The sequence below is a fragment of the Bradyrhizobium xenonodulans genome, from assembly GCF_027594865.1.
In the GTDB taxonomy this organism is placed as follows: domain Bacteria; phylum Pseudomonadota; class Alphaproteobacteria; order Rhizobiales; family Xanthobacteraceae; genus Bradyrhizobium; species Bradyrhizobium xenonodulans.
The window spans coordinates 7,454,855-7,473,050 of record NZ_CP089391.1; the positions used below are offsets into that span (position 1 = coordinate 7,454,855).

Annotated in this window: 15 protein-coding genes and 3 pseudogenes; 11 read left to right on the plus strand and 7 right to left on the minus strand. The window is 59.7% G+C overall.

What is annotated here, in order from left to right; all coding sequences use genetic code 11:
* Window positions 1–143: 143 nt before the first annotated feature.
* Window positions 144–545: pseudogene (locus I3J27_RS35190) on the minus strand (Wadjet anti-phage system protein JetD domain-containing protein); the annotation flags it as partial.
* A gap of 937 nt (window positions 546–1,482) precedes the next feature.
* Between I3J27_RS35190 and I3J27_RS35195 the strand changes: the two are divergent.
* Genes I3J27_RS35195 through I3J27_RS35210 form a run of 4 tightly spaced genes read left to right on the plus strand, consistent with a single transcriptional unit; the run spans window position 1,483 to window position 6,467 of the window.
* Entirely contained in the window at window positions 1,483–2,073 is a 591-nt protein-coding gene (locus I3J27_RS35195; RefSeq protein ID WP_270163408.1) for a hypothetical protein, read from the plus strand.
* 27 nt (window positions 2,074–2,100) lie between these two features.
* Complete coding sequence (locus I3J27_RS35200; RefSeq protein WP_270163409.1) at window positions 2,101–3,258, plus strand: hypothetical protein; 1,158 nt, start codon at window positions 2,101–2,103, stop codon at window positions 3,256–3,258.
* A 51-nt stretch (window positions 3,259–3,309) separates the two neighbouring features.
* The gene (locus I3J27_RS35205) at window positions 3,310–5,046 is read left to right on the plus strand and encodes an SIR2 family protein (RefSeq protein WP_270163410.1); all 1,737 of its coding nucleotides are present in this window, start codon (window positions 3,310–3,312) and stop codon (window positions 5,044–5,046) included.
* Window positions 5,046–6,467, plus strand: a complete 1,422-nt coding sequence (locus I3J27_RS35210; RefSeq protein ID WP_270163411.1) for an argonaute/piwi family protein — start codon at window positions 5,046–5,048, stop codon at window positions 6,465–6,467. Before I3J27_RS35205 ends, I3J27_RS35210 begins: the two co-directional genes overlap by 1 nt.
* 182 nt (window positions 6,468–6,649) lie before the next feature.
* Here the strand turns inward: I3J27_RS35210 and I3J27_RS35215 are convergent, their stop codons facing one another.
* Entirely contained in the window at window positions 6,650–7,006 is a 357-nt protein-coding gene (locus tag I3J27_RS35215; RefSeq protein ID WP_270163412.1) for a hypothetical protein, read from the minus strand.
* Window positions 7,007–7,421: 415 nt separating this feature from the next.
* Window positions 7,422–7,601 carry a hypothetical protein gene (locus I3J27_RS35220; RefSeq protein ID WP_270163413.1) on the minus strand — a complete coding sequence of 60 codons (180 nt, stop codon included), beginning with the start codon at window positions 7,599–7,601 and terminating at the stop codon, window positions 7,422–7,424.
* A 326-nt stretch (window positions 7,602–7,927) separates the two neighbouring features.
* On the opposite strand from I3J27_RS35220, the gene I3J27_RS35225 reads away from it, so the two are divergent.
* The 5 genes and pseudogenes from I3J27_RS35225 to I3J27_RS35245 all read left to right on the plus strand — a co-directional run bounded on the left by I3J27_RS35225 (window position 7,928) and on the right by I3J27_RS35245 (window position 12,915).
* Window positions 7,928–8,089, plus strand: coding sequence for a hypothetical protein (locus tag I3J27_RS35225; protein ID WP_270163414.1), 162 nt, complete (start codon window positions 7,928–7,930; stop codon window positions 8,087–8,089).
* 23 nt (window positions 8,090–8,112) lie between these two features.
* A complete protein-coding gene (locus I3J27_RS35230; RefSeq protein ID WP_270163415.1) occupies window positions 8,113–8,523 on the plus strand; it encodes a hypothetical protein in 411 nt (136 codons plus the stop codon).
* Window positions 8,524–8,549: 26 nt separating this feature from the next.
* A pseudogene (locus tag I3J27_RS35235) lies at window positions 8,550–9,400 on the plus strand (aldo/keto reductase).
* Between the two features lie 460 nt (window positions 9,401–9,860).
* Complete coding sequence (locus I3J27_RS35240; RefSeq protein ID WP_270163416.1) at window positions 9,861–11,816, plus strand: S8 family serine peptidase; 1,956 nt, start codon at window positions 9,861–9,863, stop codon at window positions 11,814–11,816.
* Between the two features lie 28 nt (window positions 11,817–11,844).
* Entirely contained in the window at window positions 11,845–12,915 is a 1,071-nt protein-coding gene (locus I3J27_RS35245) for a ComEC/Rec2 family competence protein (protein WP_270163417.1), read from the plus strand.
* Between the two features lie 322 nt (window positions 12,916–13,237).
* On the opposite strand, the gene I3J27_RS35250 is transcribed toward I3J27_RS35245, so the two are convergent.
* Entirely contained in the window at window positions 13,238–13,516 is a 279-nt protein-coding gene (locus tag I3J27_RS35250; protein WP_270163418.1) for a hypothetical protein, read from the minus strand.
* A 94-nt stretch (window positions 13,517–13,610) separates the two neighbouring features.
* On the opposite strand from I3J27_RS35250, the gene I3J27_RS35255 reads away from it, so the two are divergent.
* Both I3J27_RS35255 and I3J27_RS35260 read left to right on the plus strand, forming a co-directional pair.
* Entirely contained in the window at window positions 13,611–14,720 is a 1,110-nt protein-coding gene (locus I3J27_RS35255) for a T6SS phospholipase effector Tle1-like catalytic domain-containing protein (protein ID WP_270163419.1), read from the plus strand.
* A 193-nt stretch (window positions 14,721–14,913) separates the two neighbouring features.
* Window positions 14,914–15,305 (plus strand): annotated as a pseudogene (locus I3J27_RS35260) (non-homologous end-joining DNA ligase); the annotation flags it as partial.
* 427 nt (window positions 15,306–15,732) lie between these two features.
* On the opposite strand, the gene I3J27_RS35265 reads toward I3J27_RS35260, so the two are convergent.
* The 3 genes from I3J27_RS35265 to I3J27_RS35275 form a co-directional block, all read right to left on the minus strand.
* A complete protein-coding gene (locus I3J27_RS35265; protein WP_270163420.1) occupies window positions 15,733–15,999 on the minus strand; it encodes a TIR domain-containing protein in 267 nt (88 codons plus the stop codon).
* Between the two features lie 132 nt (window positions 16,000–16,131).
* Window positions 16,132–16,647 carry a toll/interleukin-1 receptor domain-containing protein gene (locus tag I3J27_RS35270; RefSeq protein ID WP_270163421.1) on the minus strand — a complete coding sequence of 172 codons (516 nt, stop codon included), beginning with the start codon at window positions 16,645–16,647 and terminating at the stop codon, window positions 16,132–16,134.
* Window positions 16,648–16,689: 42 nt separating this feature from the next.
* Window positions 16,690–18,129 carry an SIR2 family protein gene (locus I3J27_RS35275; protein WP_270163422.1) on the minus strand — a complete coding sequence of 480 codons (1,440 nt, stop codon included), beginning with the start codon at window positions 18,127–18,129 and terminating at the stop codon, window positions 16,690–16,692.
* Window positions 18,130–18,196 lie beyond the last annotated feature (67 nt).

Below are 18,196 nucleotides of genomic sequence, written 5' to 3' on the forward strand. Positions count from 1 at the left end.
GAACGACCGGCGGATAGGGAGGTCGATGACGCGCTTGGAGAGAAACTGACTGCCACGATCTGGGATGGCCCGCCCGAAACCCTTCGGCTCACGAGCGCCTCCTGCTCCAGGTGCTTTGCGTCGGATCGCCCAAGGTAATCCGCCAGCTGCTCGATCGCACTACCACGAAATTGGTTACCTCGAGACGACGAGCCGACGACGGAAACTCCGAACTCTTCCGCCAGCTCGATCGACATCAGATGAGGTGTCACGGTGCCCAGCAGGCCTTCCATTTTCCTGAATATCTCGAGCCCGTCCCAATCGATGTCGGACCAATGGAGAAACGGCAGTCCCGGAGGCAGCTTGCGCCGCATCGCCAGCATCGATGTCTGCCAAGACAAGGACGGCTGGCCGCCGGTGTAGATCACCAGGTCGTCCTTGGCGCCGTTGGCCTCGATCGCATGCCTGTGGAAGGATGCGAAATTCTCGCCCAGAAGGACACAGCGAAGCCACCGAGACAGGTCGACCTGATCGATGATCCCGTGCGGAACGCCAAGGTAAGGCACGCTCGTGGGATCGACAGCCCACCGATGGTTATCGGTCCCGATACGTGGAACGGCATCGCGATCCGGTCGAGGCCTAAAGCCGAGAGCACCGCCCTGGGATGCCCTGACGGCATGTCCCTGGCGAAGGATAGGAAACGGACGAGCGCGGCCTCATGATCATCAAGAAATTTGCTGTCCTTGGCGATATCCACTGAGAGCGAGCGATAATCGGACCCGAGATGACGCTCGGCGACGATTTCCGCTGCGAACCGGGCAATCGTTCCAATGCGCGAAGCGCCCTCCGGTCCTATTCCCCACCAATTGCGCCCACGTCGCCAAGCCGCCGCGACGTCGTCCAACGCAGCTTCCATCCACGGGCGCTCGAGGAACCACGTAACGCTTCGAGGACCTCGCCGGCGACTGTCGCGCTTGGTATGGGGCCGAGTGTCAAGAAAAAGCGGAGTGCGAACTCTGATCCCGGAAAACGACCTGGATCGATTTCTCCGTGGGTTACCCGCGGCCTGACCGTGCGAGAGAACTTGCGGGGAAACCGCAAACGAACGGACATCGGCGGAAAGGGGGGCAGAGGCGGAATTTCGGCGACCGCAGACCCCAGCTTCATTTTTGACTGAGACGCGGCTCAAATCCTGCTTCCTCCGACGACACCGCCGTGAGGTCGCCAATCGCCGGGTCCAACCGGACCTGCCTCGGCCAGTCTGGCTGCTCCCAGGGATCGGCTTCCGAGGCTGCGCACCCGAGAGCACGAGGAGTTCTCGCGAGATGCCGAAGTCCCGGGCTCCCCCGTGGGCCTTCACTAGGAATGTCCCTAGTTATTCCGCGCTGGGTCCGATCCTAAGGTCCACCGGTGGCCAGCCGCGGCCGCTCTGCGAGAAACGGGATCAACCCGCCCATGTGAGAGCCTTCGGCCGGATGATGACGAAGCGCGTCGAACAGGGGGATGACCATGGCGAAAAACTCGAAGCGGGCGGCGCGCAAGGCGGTAACGGCCGCGGTCGCACGGCTGACGTCATCGACGGGGCCGCTGACCGACAAGACCAAGCTCGACAGCCTCGGACTGAGCGGAGACCTCAGAAAGGTTCTCAATTCGTCGGTCGTTCTTCACGCGCGCCTCGACGGCATTCCACTTGCCGGTCGTCCCAAGGGCCTGGATGGAGACACCATCGGAGAACTCACCAATAGCCTGGCCAGCATCGTCTCAAGCGGTCCGGCGCGTGCCGCTGCGGCTCGCTATCCCCTGCCCGCCATCAAGGCGGACGTGAAGCTCGTGATGGCGCGCGTCAAACACGTCAATCCCGCGGAGATCAAAGATACGGACAAGCTCAAAGCCTGGAATTTCACCCGCATCGATTGCCGCGGGTTGGCTCAGATGGTGAACCTCTACTACTACAATGAACGGAACATGGTTCTGACTCCATGGCTACATCCGAGCGAAATCGACAGCCCGGAAATGACCGTGAACGATGTCGCCGCCGTAGTCGACGGACACAATCCCGGACGCCGGTCGCCGGCTGCCGCATCTCCCTTCTGACCGGTCATGCGAATCACGGGGCTCAAGATGACGGGCAAAAGCATCGGTATATGGGGATTCATTCTCACGGCGGTGCTCGGCGCCATAGCGCAACCGTCTTGGGCGAAGGAACTCAGCCAGCAGGATCTTCAGGATCTCCTGCGTGGCTATTCCGAGCTCAGTCCTAAGGAGCGCGCCGAGCTGAAGGGACCTGTCGAGGCCGCGCTCGCCAGGCTGAAGAAAAAACCCGCATCGCCCCGCGCCCCCGCAGCTCTCCCGGTGGATGTCAGGTCCGCGAACGCGGCAGCAACGCCGAAAGCGATAGATATCAAGAAGGACAACGACATCAAGACCGAATTCCTGATTCGCGAATCCTACGCGCCCATCGCCTACATCACTCTCGACGGCGATCTGTCGGACAACGGCGCTTCGTTCACCTACACGCGCAATCTCGCGAACAAATTCGATACATTCGTCGGAAAGGGTGCCGTGTTGATGGCCGTGCACGGCAACACGAATCTGAACTACACGGGCGATCCCAACAAAGCGCGAATGACCTACTTCAATTTCGCGCCCGGGATAGAGTTCGACACGACGCTTTCGAAGGGCACGATGACCGGGTCGATATCCGCAATGGCCGGTTTCGAAGCCGAAATCCAGGGCGGCGGTCCGATACCCATGCAATATCTTCGCACCAACGCGACCTACACCACCGACTACGATCAACAGGCCCGTATCTACGGGCTGGAATCGATGTGGCAACCTTGGGCCCCCGATTGGTTCATCGGATCGAGTTTCCGGGCGAACGAAGCGCTTGGAATGTGGGTCAGCTTCTTCCCGACGCTCGCCTCCGACTATTATCGCGTCGAGAACGCCGGAACATTCGATCAACTCAAGAACCGCGACTATCTCTGGGCCGGTACCAAGATGAGCGGCAACGTTTGGTTCGATAAGGGCTTCCTGAAGCCCTTCTCCTTCTATCTTCGCTACTATTATCTCTACGACGTGCTCCATCCCAGCCACAACGAAGTCAACTACTTCCAAGGCGGAATGAAATACAAGCTAACGCCTGACGGCCGCATCGCGCTCGATTTTCGATACACCAATGGAACGACACTCCGTACCCTCAACTGGAAGAACGAGTTCTACACCGGTCTCACCGTCAAGATCGGCGAACTGCAGACTTCCGGAGATGTGCCGAAGTAGCAGCGCTCGCGCCATTTCATAGCTGAGCCCGTTCACCTTAAGATCAAAAAGATGCCGAGCGATTCGGGCTACCAGATCGTCACTGCAGATGATTTCGCGCGCCGCTTCTCACTTCGCGGCCCGAATTTAATGTGGCTGCTCGGCGCGGGAACGTCTGCGGCTGCTGGCATTCCGACAGCTTGGGACATGATATGGGAATTCAAGCAGCAGCTCTACGTTAGCCAGCGTCGCGTCTCTCCCAAAATGGTCGCCGATCTCGCTAATCCGGCCGTACAGCGCAATATTCAGTCCTTCATCGACGGACTTGGAAGCTTTCCGGCTCCAGGCACGCCCGAAGAATATGCATCCTTTTTCGAGGCCGCCTACGCAAACGAAGCCGATCGCCGAACTTACCTAGATTCCAAGATTCGCGGCGCCAAACCTTCTTACGGCCATATCGCACTCGCGACGTTGATGCGCTGCAACCGGACGCGGCTGGTCTGGACAACGAACTTCGATCCGCTCGTCGCGGACGGGTGCGCGAAGGTCTACGGAGGGACAGGACATCTCACGACCGTGGCTATCGAATCCGCAGGTCTCGGGCGAGAAGTCATGGACGAGGGCCGGTGGCCGGCGGAAATCAAACTGCACGGCGACTTTCGTTCCCGGCGACTGAAGAACACGACGGATGAGCTTCGCGAACAGGATGCGAGACTGCGAGCTGCCTTCATCGGCGCCTGCGGTCGCTGGGGTCTAATCGTCGCCGGTTATAGTGGCCGTGACGACTCGATCATCGACGCGCTTGAGGGTGCCCTGGACGACGAAGTAGCTTTTCCAGCCGGCATTTTCTGGCTTCATCGCGGCGAGGGGCCTCCCCTTCCCCGGGTCGAGAAGCTGTTGGCTCGAGCGGCGAGCAAGAGCGTCGATGGCGGCCTCGTTTCGATCGAGAATTTCGACGAGGCGCTTCGCGATCTGGTCAGATTGGTTGCCGATCTGGATACGGAAGTGCTGGATAGTATGGCCGCCGAGCGTCGGGTGCTGTCTCCGGCGCCGCGGCCGGGCGACAACCGCAACTTTCCCGTGGTCCGGCTCAACGCCCTCGAAGTGACGGCTCCAACAGTCTGTCGCAGGATCGTCTGCTCGATCGGAGGCGTCGCGGAGGTCAGAAACGCGGTCGAGGCCGCGGATGTCGCGATGGTCGCTACTCGCTCGAAGGCAGGCGTTCTCGCTTTCGGTAGCGATGCCGACGCGCGCGCGGCCCTCCAAGGCTACATGATCGAAGACATCGATCTGCATCCGATCGACATAAGGCGATTGCGCTACGAAAGTCAGGAGCGCGGACTGATCCGTGAAGCGCTGACGCGAGCGCTCGCCCGCAAACACGACCTTTGGACCGTGCGTCGCAGAAGCGCCGATTTGTTGACCCCGGAGACGGCGTCTGACGACAAGTGGACGAAATTGCGCCGCCTGACAGGTTCGCTGGCAGGTTCGGTCGCCAAACATGAAGAACTCGAGTGGCGCGAAGGCGTTTCCGTCAGATTGGATTGGGCCGACAATCGGCTTTGGCTGCTGATCGAACCACGGACGGTTTTCGAAGGCATCAACGACGATAACAGGATGGCGGCAACGGACTTTGCGCGCGAGCGGACCATCAGGCGCTATAACCCAAAGTTGAACGACATCCTCTCGTTCTGGTCGGACCTGTTTTCGACCGGAAACGACGAAATCCATGCCCTCGGCGTAACTTCCGGCGTGGACGCCGGCTTTCGGCTTGGCAGCACGACTGCATTCTCGAGGAGAGCCCGTTGATGACAAGCGAGATCTCCCCCCACCTCTGGTTTCCGGAAGCCAGGCTCACCTTTCATCCGGACCGCGCTTCGGACGTCGAAATCCACCCCTTGCGCGGCCTGCTTCGCTTCGGCCCCTACTCCTCGGGGCTCGTCCCGGATCCGATCCGCATCGCGACGATCGCTCCAGCGGGCGAAGGACACCGGTTGTACGCCTTCATGAAGGAACTCGCGCAAGAGTTCGAGCCGACCGAACGGAAGGACTATTTGCCGAAGTGGCAGGGCTTCCGCGCCACGTTCAATCTCGAGATGCGGGGAGCCGCCAAGGGCTGCCACATCGAATTGGACGCCAGGCTCGCGGGAGAGATGAAGGATTCGCCCACTCCTCACGTCATCCTCGCCGATCGACTCCTGCGCGCCATCCAGACGCTCGAGATGCGGCGCGAAGAGTTCGATATCATCTTCATCTACGTCCCGCTGAGCTGGAAGTCGGGATTCGTCGGCACGAAAGGCGACGATTTCGACCTTCACGACCATCTGAAGGCCGCGACAGCGGCGCGGCGGATCCCCATTCAGCTCGTCCGCGAAGACCGCGCGCTTGCCTACCCCGATCGCGCCAGCGTCATGTGGCGCATCGGCCTGGCGTTGTACACCAAGGCCGGCGGCGTACCTTGGAAGCTCGCGGAGGCCGACCCGGAAGCCGCGTACATCGGAATTTCGTACGCAGTTCGCCCGAGCGACTCCGATAAGCCGCGTTTCGTGACCTGCTGTAGCCAGGTTTTCGACGCCGAGGGCGCCGGCCTCGAGTTCGTCGCATACGACGCGCACGAGGTCGAGGTGCACCGGGACAATCCGTTTCTTTCAAGGAGCGAGATGTTCCGCGTCATGACGCGCTCAATGGACCTCTATCGGCGACGACATTCCGGACGGACGCCGCGTTCTGTCACGGTCCACAAGACGACCGAGTTCCAGCCGCAAGAAATCGATGGTTGCATGGAAGCGCTCCATCTTTGCGAAACGGTCGATCTCGTCCAGGTCGTCGAGGATGTCGGCTGGAGAGGCGTGCGCGTCGAGCGAAGTCGACAGGGCGGCTCCAAAGGCGAAGTCGCTCGCTATCCCGTCTCGCGCGGCACCCTGCTTCCCTTGGGAGATCGGGAATCCCTTCTTTGGATGCACGGAGACGTCGTCGGCATCGGCAGGGGCGCGTATTTCCAAGGAAGCCGAAGCACGCCGCGTCCTATTCGGCTTGTGCGGCACGCCGGTCATGGTCCATGGGATCAGACCGCGCGCTCAGCACTCGCGCTGGCGAAAATGAATTGGAACAACGACGCGCTGTACGATCCTCTTCCGGTGACCATGGGGTATGCGAAGGTATTGGCCCGCGTCGTGAAGCGGATGAGCGGCCTCGGCTCGGCCCCGTACCAATTCCGCTTCTTCATGTAGGCTCGGACGCAGCCACCAACCGTGCGATTCTAAAGAGGGGCTGCGGAGGCTTGCGCGACCATCGCCTCACGCTATCGACACGCGAAGAACCGCGCTTTCGATGCAGTCGCCGAGTCTTCGCACGTAGTCGGTTCGCTCCGGTAATGGCCGCCGCATTATGAACGAGGGATGTTCCAGTCGGATCACTTTGGGCCCCGACTCGACCCCGGCGGCCAACCTGGCGTTCCCACGTCCGCTCCAAGGCTTCCCCGACCACCGAACTCAGCCCTATCACCACATCCGAACTTCCACAGCGCATGATGCTCCAACTCTTCGACGAGTTCGGCGCAGGTCGGGTAACGTTCGCGCCCCTGTTTGTCGAACAGCGCGCGAGGAATGACGTTGTCGAAAGAGATCGAAACCGTGTCCGGCAGGCCCGCAGCCTCGATTGCACCACGCAGAAACTTGCCGGAGCGCGAGTTCGCCGAGAAGGCAGGAGATGGTTTTTCGGTTGCCGGATCGAATTTCCTGCTCGGAAATCCGGGCTGAGCCTGAATCATGTTGTCGGGTGCCCGTTGGATTGCGGTTATTGCGTTCGCCACCTATTCCGCAATTTCGCGATGCAACAACCCCACCTCGTCATGGGCGATGTCGAGGCGGTAGACCAACTGGCGGGACATTGAGCTTTTCGCCCGCACACGACGCCTCTCCAGTTACTAAACCGCGCGACCGATCCGTTCCTGCCAGGCGTGAAGGATCATCTGTTCGGGACGCTCGAAGAGCTGGACCGAAGATGCCTGGCCAATCCGATCCTCGTGATCACCCGATGGAAAGTCCTCCCCGAAGACGTCGCGCGGCTGGAACGATTGAGGTACATTCGACCGACTGTTCTGGTGACCTGGTCCGGCATCGAGGACGACCTGATCGAGCCCGTAGCCAGCTCGATCGCGGAGGACTCGATGAAAGTACTCAAAGCTAACGCAAAGCGGACAAAGTCGATCCTGTACTGGCGACATCACCACGATCAGAGACCTCGCCGAACTCGCGGGCCTCGATGTAGCTACCGTGGACGTGAATGATCGTCGGATCGAAGTCGCTGGAAGCACCGAGCAGCAGCGCTATTTCGTACAGCATTCGCTGAATTTTCAGGTGCACGACCGGGGCGCCACAATGTCCGGATCAAGCTCGAAATCATCACCAGGTCTCTCGGGGACTGGCGACCGTCTGCCGCAATCGATACCCTGAAATTGGCGAAGTCCTGAAGCCCGGCCTTGCGTCTTATGGACTGGAGAATTTCGGCCGTGAGCTTGGTCTCGCTGGCAAAGCCGCGGAGTTAACGGGTCGTGGTCATCATTCGGCTCTTTACGACGCTACATTGACCGGCCTGATCTTCATCGAACTTCTCTCGCCTCTCTCCATGGAAGGCAGAGACAGGGCGATTCGGCGGCTGACATTCTTGACCCCAAGCAAGATTCGCTTTTATGAGCCGGCGCGTCGTTAAGATTGCCATCACAGGCACCCATTCGACCGGAAAATCTAGCTTTCTCGACGCGCTTGAGCCCCGGCTGGTGGATTTGAATCTCAAAGTCGGCCGATTGGCGATCTTCCGCGCGCAGCAATCAGAGCTGGCTTTCCGATCCTGAGAGATCACACCTTCGAGAGCACTTTGTGGCTGATCTCCGAGTGCATGCGGCAGGAGGCGGCCGCTTCGCTCAAGAACGACGTCATCCTTGTCGATCGCCCGGTCTGCGACGCACTCTGTTATCTCCGCGCTGCATTGCAGTTGTCCGGGCGCCGAATTCCGCCTCGTCGTATCGAGGCGCTCTCGAGCATCGTCGAGGCGCACACGCCGGACTACGACATACTTATCGCGACCGAGTTGGACGGAAACATTCCGCTCGGTCCTGGCCGCGACACGGACGACGAGCTCCGACAACTGGCCGCCGAGAATATTCGCGCTCTGATCTCGAAGATCGCGCCAGCAGCATCGACGATGAGTTATGCCAACCGCAACGACATACTCGTCCGCACCCTCGACGAGACTTCGAGGATCCTGCGCAACGCTTTCTCCGAATGAGGTTGGAGCGCATCGGCCTCGGCTGCATGGCGCTCACCGGCGTCTATGGAGCCGTATCCCGCGAAACGGCAATCGCGCTGATCCATCGTTCCCTCGATCTCGGTATAACCCATTTCGACACCGCCGAGCTTTACGGGCCGTACGCGAACGAAGAACTGCTCGCGGAAGCGCTCGGCCCCAGTAGCTCGGGCGTCACGATCGCCACGAAATTTGGGTATCGTCTCGATCGCGGCAAGATGGTGGGCCTGGACAGCACACCGGCCAACATCCGCCGGGCGGTCGAAGGCTCACTGCGACGGTTGCGCCGTGACCACATCGACGTCCTGTACCAACACCGCCCGGATCCGGCTGCACCGGTGGAAGATGTGGTTGGCGTCATGTCCGACCTCGTTCGCATGGTAAGGCCCGCGCCCTGGGTCTGTGTGCGATTGATCAAATCGCCTTCGAGAGAGCGCAGATCATCGCGCAGATCGCGTACGTGCAGAACGAATATTCTCTCATCCACCGCATGTCCGAGAACGGCCTCTTGACGCGTTTGGGACGCGAGAAACGTTTCGTATGCTATTCACCCGTGGGCCGCGGAATCCTGAGCGGCAAGAACTATCCGCTATCCGATCCGACGGACTATCGCCGCAACGATGGGCGCTTCGAACCGTCCAAGCTGGTCGCACTTCGAGATCGCCTCAACGTTCTTTGGGATATCGCCAAGACCCGTGAGAAACCTCCCGCGGCCGTGGCCCTGGCTTGGCTTTTGTCCAGAGCGTCCAATGTTCACGTGATTCCGGGGCCAAAAACGATCGGTCAACTCGAAGACTGCATTTCGGCTGTCGACATTTCATTGACGACAGCCGAGCTCGCACGACTAGATGAATTCTAGCGCGTAATCACTCAACCCAGGCCGAGCCGGCCGGGCAAGCCGCGTCAAGTGCTAGAACTTGACCGCTATACCCGAATACAAGGACGACTCTGTTCAGCTTCGGTTCGTGGCAGCAGCAACGCAAGCAGGATGCACATTGTGATCGAGGCCGAAACTTGTTTTGCCAGTATCGGTACACGACCCATAGGTTTCCTCGCGACGACGTCGCTCGCGCTCGGCCGTCTCTCGATTATTGTCTTCATGCTGCGGTCGCGCAGACGATCCGTCCGATATTGAGTGACTATCGGGCGATATCCCATCGGTATCGCAAGTTCGGCCCGTTTGCTTTGGAAACTCCAAGGCGCCTCCGGAAGGCGCATGATGGGTCCCGAGAAGTACGCCCCGGGACCTCCCTAGGTGACGCGGCTCGCCTCCGTTGCGAGCCTGCGGCGTCGGGATTCAGGACATTGGCATCGTCGCGATGAGCGAAATTCGCAATCTGGTTGAAACGATACTCTATGGCGGGGGATCGCATCGCCGGTTCACTCAGGACGGTCCTGTTCTCCCGGACGTCTGGACGAAATATCTCGAGGAAGCGCTCAAGGAAGGCCCCGACGATCGGATAGCCGTGCTGCTGGAACCTCATTTCGACAGCACGCCTGCTCTCGTGTCCCAACGTATGAAAGAGCAGCTCAAGGATCGCTTCGAGTTCACGCAGACCGTCTACAACCGGACCGTCGTCTCGTCCTGGCTCAATCTGGTCGACCTCGTGCTAGGCGTAATACCTCTGACCAGATGGTATTCGGACATCGCAGACGGCCGGGACTTTACCGGAGCCAGCAAGCCGGTCTTCGACGGCCTTCTCCCGAGAAAGGGACAGATCTGGGACGATCAGCTTCGGCAGGAGCGGGAGGGGTACCCGTTCCCCAAACTGCTGGCATTCGTCCGCATCGCCGGCATCATCGCTCAGAGCTCCAACGACGGCATTGCCCGGTCGGACATCAGGGCGGATCTGCTCGCCGCCGTCGAGGAGATCCGTTCATCCAGCGACGAGGACAGATCCCGACGTGGACGCGACAGGATCGCCGACTTGGCTCTGAAGGGCTGGAATCTACTGCTTGGAGGTCGGCTACCGGATCGCGCCGTCAAGGGAAGAAGGAAAGACCAGGGAAGCATCAGCCCGATCTACGCCGTCAACCGGAATAGAGAAGTCCGCTTCGCCCTGACGCATTCCGTCAAGACGGTGAAAGCGGATGCGGCGAACCGCCTGTTCGAGGTGGACTGCAAATCCGTCACCTGGGCGATCATCGACAGCGGCATCGATGCGACCCATCCGGCCTTCATCGATCAGGCGGACTTCGACGCGCGCGGGCTCGCACCGCAGAAGAGAGCCGAGGACATCGGCCGCCTCTCCGAGATCGACAGGCTGAAGAAGTCGCGCGTGATCGAGACGTACGATTTCGGCTACCTGGAGGATCTTCTCCTCGGTAGGCGGGAAGCACTGCCGGAGCGCTACAGACTGCGGGACAGCCGGTACGAGTCGAGTTATCTCAAGGAGATCGCGACCCGCATCAAGCGATCGCGGGCCGTCGACTGGGAACTGCTGAAGCCGTTCCTGCGCATCCAGCACGACCAAACCTACTTGACGTCGAAACCGACGGACGGTCATGGGACCCACGTTGCGGGCATACTCGGCGCGGATTGGGCGAGAGGGGGCGACGAACGGCTGCAGGGGATGTGCCCTCAAATCCGACTGATCGACATCCGGATCACCGGCTACGAGGGGCGCAGCAGCGAGTTCATCATCATGTCCGCCCTGCAGTTTCTTCGCTATCTGAACGCGAATGCGGATCGCCAGAGGATACACGGCGCCAATCTTAGCCTTTCGCTATTGCACGAAGCTGCCACCTACGCTTGCGGGCAAACACCCATTTGCGAGGAGGCCGAGAACACCGTCGCATCGGGGGTGGTTGTCGTTGCCGCCGCGGGAAACCTCGGCTACCGGCGGTTCTCGGCACCCAACAGCGAACCGTTCGATCAGTATTGTCCCGTCAGCATCACCGACCCGGGGAACGCCGAAAGCGTCATCACCGTCGGATCGACGCATCGGATCGAGCCGTACAACTACGGCGTCAGCTACTTTTCCAGCCGAGGCCCGACGGGGGACGGTCGGATCAAGCCTGATCTCGTCGCCCCCGGCGAAAAGATATTCGCACCCACGTTGGAAGGGTCTGCCATGCGTCTCGACGGAACGAGCATGGCCGCGCCCCACGTCAGCGGCGCTGCGGCCATGCTGATGGCTCGCAACGTGGAACTGAAGGGTAATCCCGCGCGCATCAAGCGCATTCTCTGCGACACGGCAAGCGACCTCGGCCGCGAACGCTATTTCCAGGGTCACGGCTTGTTGGACGTCCTACGGGCACTGCAATCCATCTGAGGGGGAGACGATGTTCAGACTGGAAGCCTTGAAGGCGAAGCACGGCGACTGCCTGATCCTGCAATGGGGCAAGAGCGATGCTCCGCAAGACAGGAAAGTCGCGCTGATCGACGGAGGCCCCGACACGGTCTACGCGACCTGGCTGAAGCCCAGGTTGAAGGCATTGGCGCAGGAACTCGGGAGGGAAAACTTCAAGCTCGACCTGACGATGGTCAGCCACATCGACGACGACCATGTCCAAGGAATTCTGGATTTCGCGGACGACATCGAAAACGGCGATCCTCCCGCCGACATCGGGGTTCTTTGGCACAACAGTCTCGAAGACCTGCTCGATCACGTCATCGAAGACGTTCCCGCGGTACACAGTGTCACCGCCTCGTTGGCGGGCGCGCCGGCGGGGACGACGGACAAATGGTACAGCAAGGTGCTTTCTTCGGTGCCTCAGGGACAGATGCTCCACGCATTCTCCCAGCGGCACGGAATCGATCATCTCCGCAACGATCCGTATCAGCCGCTCGTCGTTCTGCGCGACGGCGTCGACGACGCCCCCTTCTCCGGTCTTACCTTGAAGGTCATCGGGCCCAATGCGGAGGAACTCGATAAGCTGCGGACGCAATGGAAGCAAAAGCGCCGTGAGGACATCACGGCAGCGTACTCCGATCGGTCGCCCTACAACCTTTCCAGTATCGTCGTCATGGCCACCTTCGCCGGCCGAACCGCCCTGCTGACGGGAGATGCGCGAGGCGACAGGATCATCGAGGGACTCGCTCGCCGCGGCATGCTCGATGACGACGGCAAAATCCACGTCAATCTGCTCAAGCTGATGCACCATGGCAGCAGGAACAACGTGGATGCCGCCTTCTTTTCGACCGTGACGGCGGACGTCTACGTGGTCTCGGGAGACGACGTCAAGTTTCCGAACCCGCATGAACAGGCGATGAACTGGCTCGCGCATGCTCGTGGAGACGACGACTACAAGATCTATTGCACCTACGATCTACCGTACATGCGCAAGATCTTCGGAGATCGACTGGTCGTCCCGGACGACGACGCGTCCGTCGTCGTCGACATCGAGGCTCTCGAACCGACCGACGGTTAAACCTGTACCTACGTCGAGGCGGACCTTATTGGCGCATCTGAGCGTCCGGACCCTTCATGTAGCGGGCATGTGCCGCTGCGTTCGCACCCGGCGAGTCGTTGTCCGTGTTGTGGATCGTGATGGAGCTCGGCGACATTCTCGTGCCAGGTCGATTGCTGTTCCCCGCAGGTACGTAGTCCTGCACGATGTTCGATCTAAGTTGGGCTGCGTCGAGATTCATGGTTTCTCCTGCTGCCGATACCATTGTTGAGCCGTCGGATACCAGTGTTTCGGCGAATAGCCCCCAATACCTGTCCGGGCGCGTTGTCGGCGCACCAGAAACTCAAGACGGGAAGCCGTTGCTGTTCACCAACGCCAGGAACTTCGAGGTCGCGGTCAGACAGGTTGCAACGCCCGGGAAAGCCACGTCCTCGGTCATCGTGATATTGCCGGTTGGCTTGTAGCGCGACGCGAATTCGGCGGTCGGAATGAGCGCCTTGTAGTCATCGATCGACTTGCGCAGCCGAGTCTGCGGATTCGCCAACGTGTAGTAGACTTGAGGGCAAAGTTGAGCGGATGATCGCAAACTGCGGTTCGGCATCCGCGAGTGAACTAGGGTCATCCCGGGGTTATTTCCAGCCGCGAACGCTTAATCTGGCTCGACAGACATCGGCCGAATCTCGGGATCGGCGCTGCGATCTGGAATGGCGAGACAAATGAACGAAACGACCGGCAGGAACATCGTGGTTTGTTGCGACGGCACGGCGAACGAGTTCGCCGCGGACCGGACCAACGTCGTCAAACTGTACTATGTTCTCACCCAGGATAGGGATCGACAGATTATCTACTATCACCCCGGGTTGGGGACGATGGAGCGGCCTGGCGCCCTCACTTCGGTAGGCCGACGCGCGACCCGGCTCTTGGGCAAGGCGATCGGCTACGGGCTGTCTGCCGACGTTCGCGACGCCTACGTTTTCATCATGGAGAATTTTCGGCCAGGTGACCGCCTTTTCCTGTTCGGCTTCAGTCGGGGCGCTTATACGGTTCGAGCGGTGGCCTCGCTGCTGAAGATGTATGGTCTCCTTCCTCCGGGCAACGCGTCGTTCGTTCCGTACGCGATCAGGATGCTGACGTCCATCGCGCTGGGAGAAGATGCGGACAACAAACGCTACTTCGAGCTCGCCGGCGAGTTCAAGGAAGCGTTCGACGCTGCGGCCGTCTGCAAACCTCATTTCGTGGGCGTCTGGGACACCGTAAGTTCGGTAGGATGGATCAAAAATCCGTTGGCCTTGCCGTACACCGCCAACAATCCCGACATCGCGATCGGACGACATGCCGTCGCCATCGACGAGCGTCGCGCGTTCTTTCGGTCCAATCTTTGGTACCCGTCCACGCATGGACCAGCAGGCCCGAAGGACCTCAAGCAAGTCTGGTTTGCCGGAGTGCACGCGGATGTCGGTGGCGGCTACCCCGAGGAAGAGGGCGCGTTGTCGAAGATTCCCCTTACTTGGATGTTGGACGAAGCCGCGGCAGCCGGACTTCTGGTCGATCCTGTCCGCAAGAACCGAGTGCTCGGTCTCTCAGGAGCGCCTTACGTCCGTGCCGATCCAAAAGGACAGAGCCACAACTCCCTGAGCACCGCGTGGTGGCCAGCGGAGCTGGTCTGGAAGAAGCACTACGATCGAGCCACCGGCAAGACCGGGCGTCGGATGAATTTCTGGCGAGGGAGAACGATTCCGCCAGGTTCGAGCATTCATGTCTCCGCTTATCAGCGCGGAGACGAATACGCGTCCAAGCTCCCGGCGGACGCGGTGAAAGTTCAGTAACCGTCGGCCGATGGATGCGAAGGTCTTAGCAACGCTGTCGCTCTGGACTGAGTGCGAGACCGTTTGGCACCGGCCGAGCCGCAACTCCCGGCGACCCGGGCCGATGCGACTCGCGTGGCTCGTCTCGGGCGCGCTGGGATAAGAGCCTTACAAAGCTTCTCGCCGGCTGCACCTCATCCCGGACCTGCCGCAACGCAAGAAAATCTTCGCCGGCACAGAGATTCAATTCAGCGAGAGCTTCGAGATCGACGGACGCGAAATGTTTCGTGCATGCCTGTAAGGTCAGACTGGAGGGCGTGGTGTCGAAAGATCCGCGACAGCGCGTACGCCGGCGTCCGCGGCAATAACTGGGTGAAGATGACTTGCGCGCAGCGAGAGACGCTTACGATCGCTGGCTTTGCGCTCGACGGCACGAAGTGGGACGGCATCTAACTCGCTCGGTCGTCGCAACGGTGACGACCTGGTCTACACGGGGAAGGTTGATCACGGCTTCGACAAGGTTTCCGCCGCCGCCCCCCAGAAGCGGCTGAATCCGCTTATCCGGAAGACGCAGCCTACGCGAAGCGCATCGCACACAAGGGCATCATTACACGGCACCGTCCACCGCGTCCGGGACCAGTTAGATCAGCGACCTGCAGCCTGAGCAGCGGTATCGATCCAATCACCTAAGCTATCGTGACCGACCTGGGACCAGTCGTATTCCGAGGTCACTTCTGACAGACGGACGGGGGGAGCCAACCCGAGGCGCCCTCATGTAAGACGGTAGCGGTACCGCCACAGTGTGTTTGTCGTACCATTTCCACTTATACTCACCACCAACCATCTTGCGTTCGCATAAGTACAATTTCCCATCGTTTCGGGCAGCTACGCCCAAATAGCGGCAAGGATTGTCACCGAATTTGTGCGTCCCGTAGGGCGGTCGGTGATGGCGGATCCCGTTTATGTGTATTGCGAGAAGCCCCCTCTGGTCGATGACGCTGCGCACTATTTCGTATCGCACCCAAGGTCGTTGCTAGGTTTTTGAGCCGACCAGAACGCACACGACGGAGGTATTCTGAACTCCTTCGCGGATGAGGCGTTTGAGTGCGTCATCACCATTCAGACGACGACTCTCCCAAAGGCTGTAGTCGTTGAACCCCTCGATCGAACGGCCAGTGTCGGACGATGTCTGCTTAAACTCGCCGGACTTCCGAACGTTATTCACTTGCATGACGTCAGCATAGTGGAAAGAGAAGAAGACGTTCCGCTTCTTCGATTGTCCGTACGTCATCCTGCTCATTTACGGCCTTGTCGATGGAAGGAGTTCTACGATTTCAACTTCGCTCGCGTTGCGGACACCATACGAGACCTTGCCGGTCGAAGACGAACGACGAGGTCGACCCGGAAGATCACCAACGCGCCGGTCGGGACGTCAGGGTATTGCTCTTCCTCGAAGAATCTTGCGCCCGCCGGCGCGATCATACGAATAAACTCCGACGCCCGCGACCTGATCGACATGATTGTATAATTGAAGATACTCGTTCCCGTACGTCGTGCCGCGGCTATCCGACGTAAGAACTATGAGAATGCGATCGATCGGCTTCACGCCGTCGGCATAACCGATCTCCCACGGGCACCACCGGCTGGCGGCCGAATTCTGGGTGGCAACAAAAAGAAACAGATCCAGATCTCGAATCTTCTTTTGAATTTTCTCGGCCGTCGTACGATTGGGCGTTTCTGGCATCGCCGTGTCTTCCCAATCGACGTATACCTCCCATCCTTGAGATTGAAGATAGTTTTGAAGCCCTCTCGCGAGTTCTGCATCCTTATGACTGTGCGAGAGAAATGCAGTAGGCGCCCTGCGCAAGCGCGCTTCCGTGATCGTTCTCGGCCCTAAGGGCGCGCTCACATGCGAGTGCCGTCGAATCGTATCCTGAGAAATGGCCATTCATGATCCTCAAAATGGGAAAATGCGCCGCTTCGCTCGCCGCTATTCTGCGGCGATCTTTTCGAGCGAAGCTACGATCTTCGACTGCAACGCCGGAAGACCGCCGCTCGTGATCGAATTCAGCTTTTTGACGCACATTAGATTCGTCTTTGTGAAGCGGCCGGGCTTCGCGTTGAGAACACTATACGCCAGGTCCCGAGACAGATAACCAGTGGTGCCTACCGGCAACGGCAGGACGCCCTGCGCGAGCGCGATATCGAATTCTTCGCGCATGCCGGAAGACTTCTCCAAGACGCCCGCCGACAATTTATTTCCGAACAGGAATATCGCGATGCCCACCCGCGAAATCATGTCCTCGCGGTAGGCACGCCAGACCTTCTGCCGCTTGGCCGCATCGGAAAAATCCCTCGGAAACGGCCGAATATCTATGAAAGGATCGAGCCGCGTGTGCCCACGGTCGTGGATACGCTCGATGGCTCCGCTCAACAGAGCATCGCCGACACCGAGCCCCAAACCGGTAACGATGCGAAAGTCATGATCGATCAGCGTGGCCCCGAGATTGCGGAAGAACGCCTTTGAGGAAGCCTCCCCCCAAGGCAGGAACTCGGCTGCGCTACCCGACACGAAGACGGCGCGACGTCTGTATAGTCTCTCGATCGTCCGGAGGACCTCCGTGACATCCCCGTATTCCTTGACGAGCAGCACCTTGATTCCGAACCTTTTCAGGTCCGAGATGAAATGCTTTTGCCGTGCCAGCGCGTAAGCGTGTTCTTTCAACGAGGAAAAGTCAGTCTTCTTCGGAGTCCTCATGAGGCAATAATGCGGCCGCATGCTGTCATGATATCGCAGGCGCAGCTGACTAAGCACATGATCCAGATTGGGATCGGTGAAGCTGAAGCCAAGGAACAGAAACGTCTTTCCGGTCATGTCACCCGAGAGCGCGTTGAGGAAACCAGGACGTTTAGTTGGATAGTTTTCGTAGTCGTTCCTCGTCAGAACGGCTTCGGCCGGTTGCCCGGCGTCTCCATGCATCTTGTACAAAATCGCGTCCCGACCAGGCGTGCTTTGAGGAAGCTGATTGTCGGTGTGTTTCACATCGACGCATTTCTTGGCATTAACCAGAGCCGTCTCGATCAACCGGTCGTAGTTCGTGGTCCAGTAAGTCGAGATCGGCAATCGCGCTAGGACCTCGTGATTTACTGAGGGGGCCTTCATGACCGGGAAGGATTTTATTATCGCAGCATCGAGATGCCCTCGATTGCCGCGATGGTTGTAAGAATACTGCGCTAGACGAACAAGATGATCGCCCTCGCGGTCGACGTCCAATCCCAATTCCTTCGCGAACTTCGCGAGCAGGCCGCGCCAATCGACGAAGCCCGCAGAAGCGGACAAGCCGGCTCCCGCGAATATCGCAACGCCATCCTCACGCAGCTCCGTCGCGAACTGGGCGCAAAAATCGAGAACCTCTTGTGAGAGTGCCATGCAGCAACACCAGGTTAAGCAGTTCGGTTGATGTACCAGACGGCGTCAGGAAAACCGCCCCCTGACG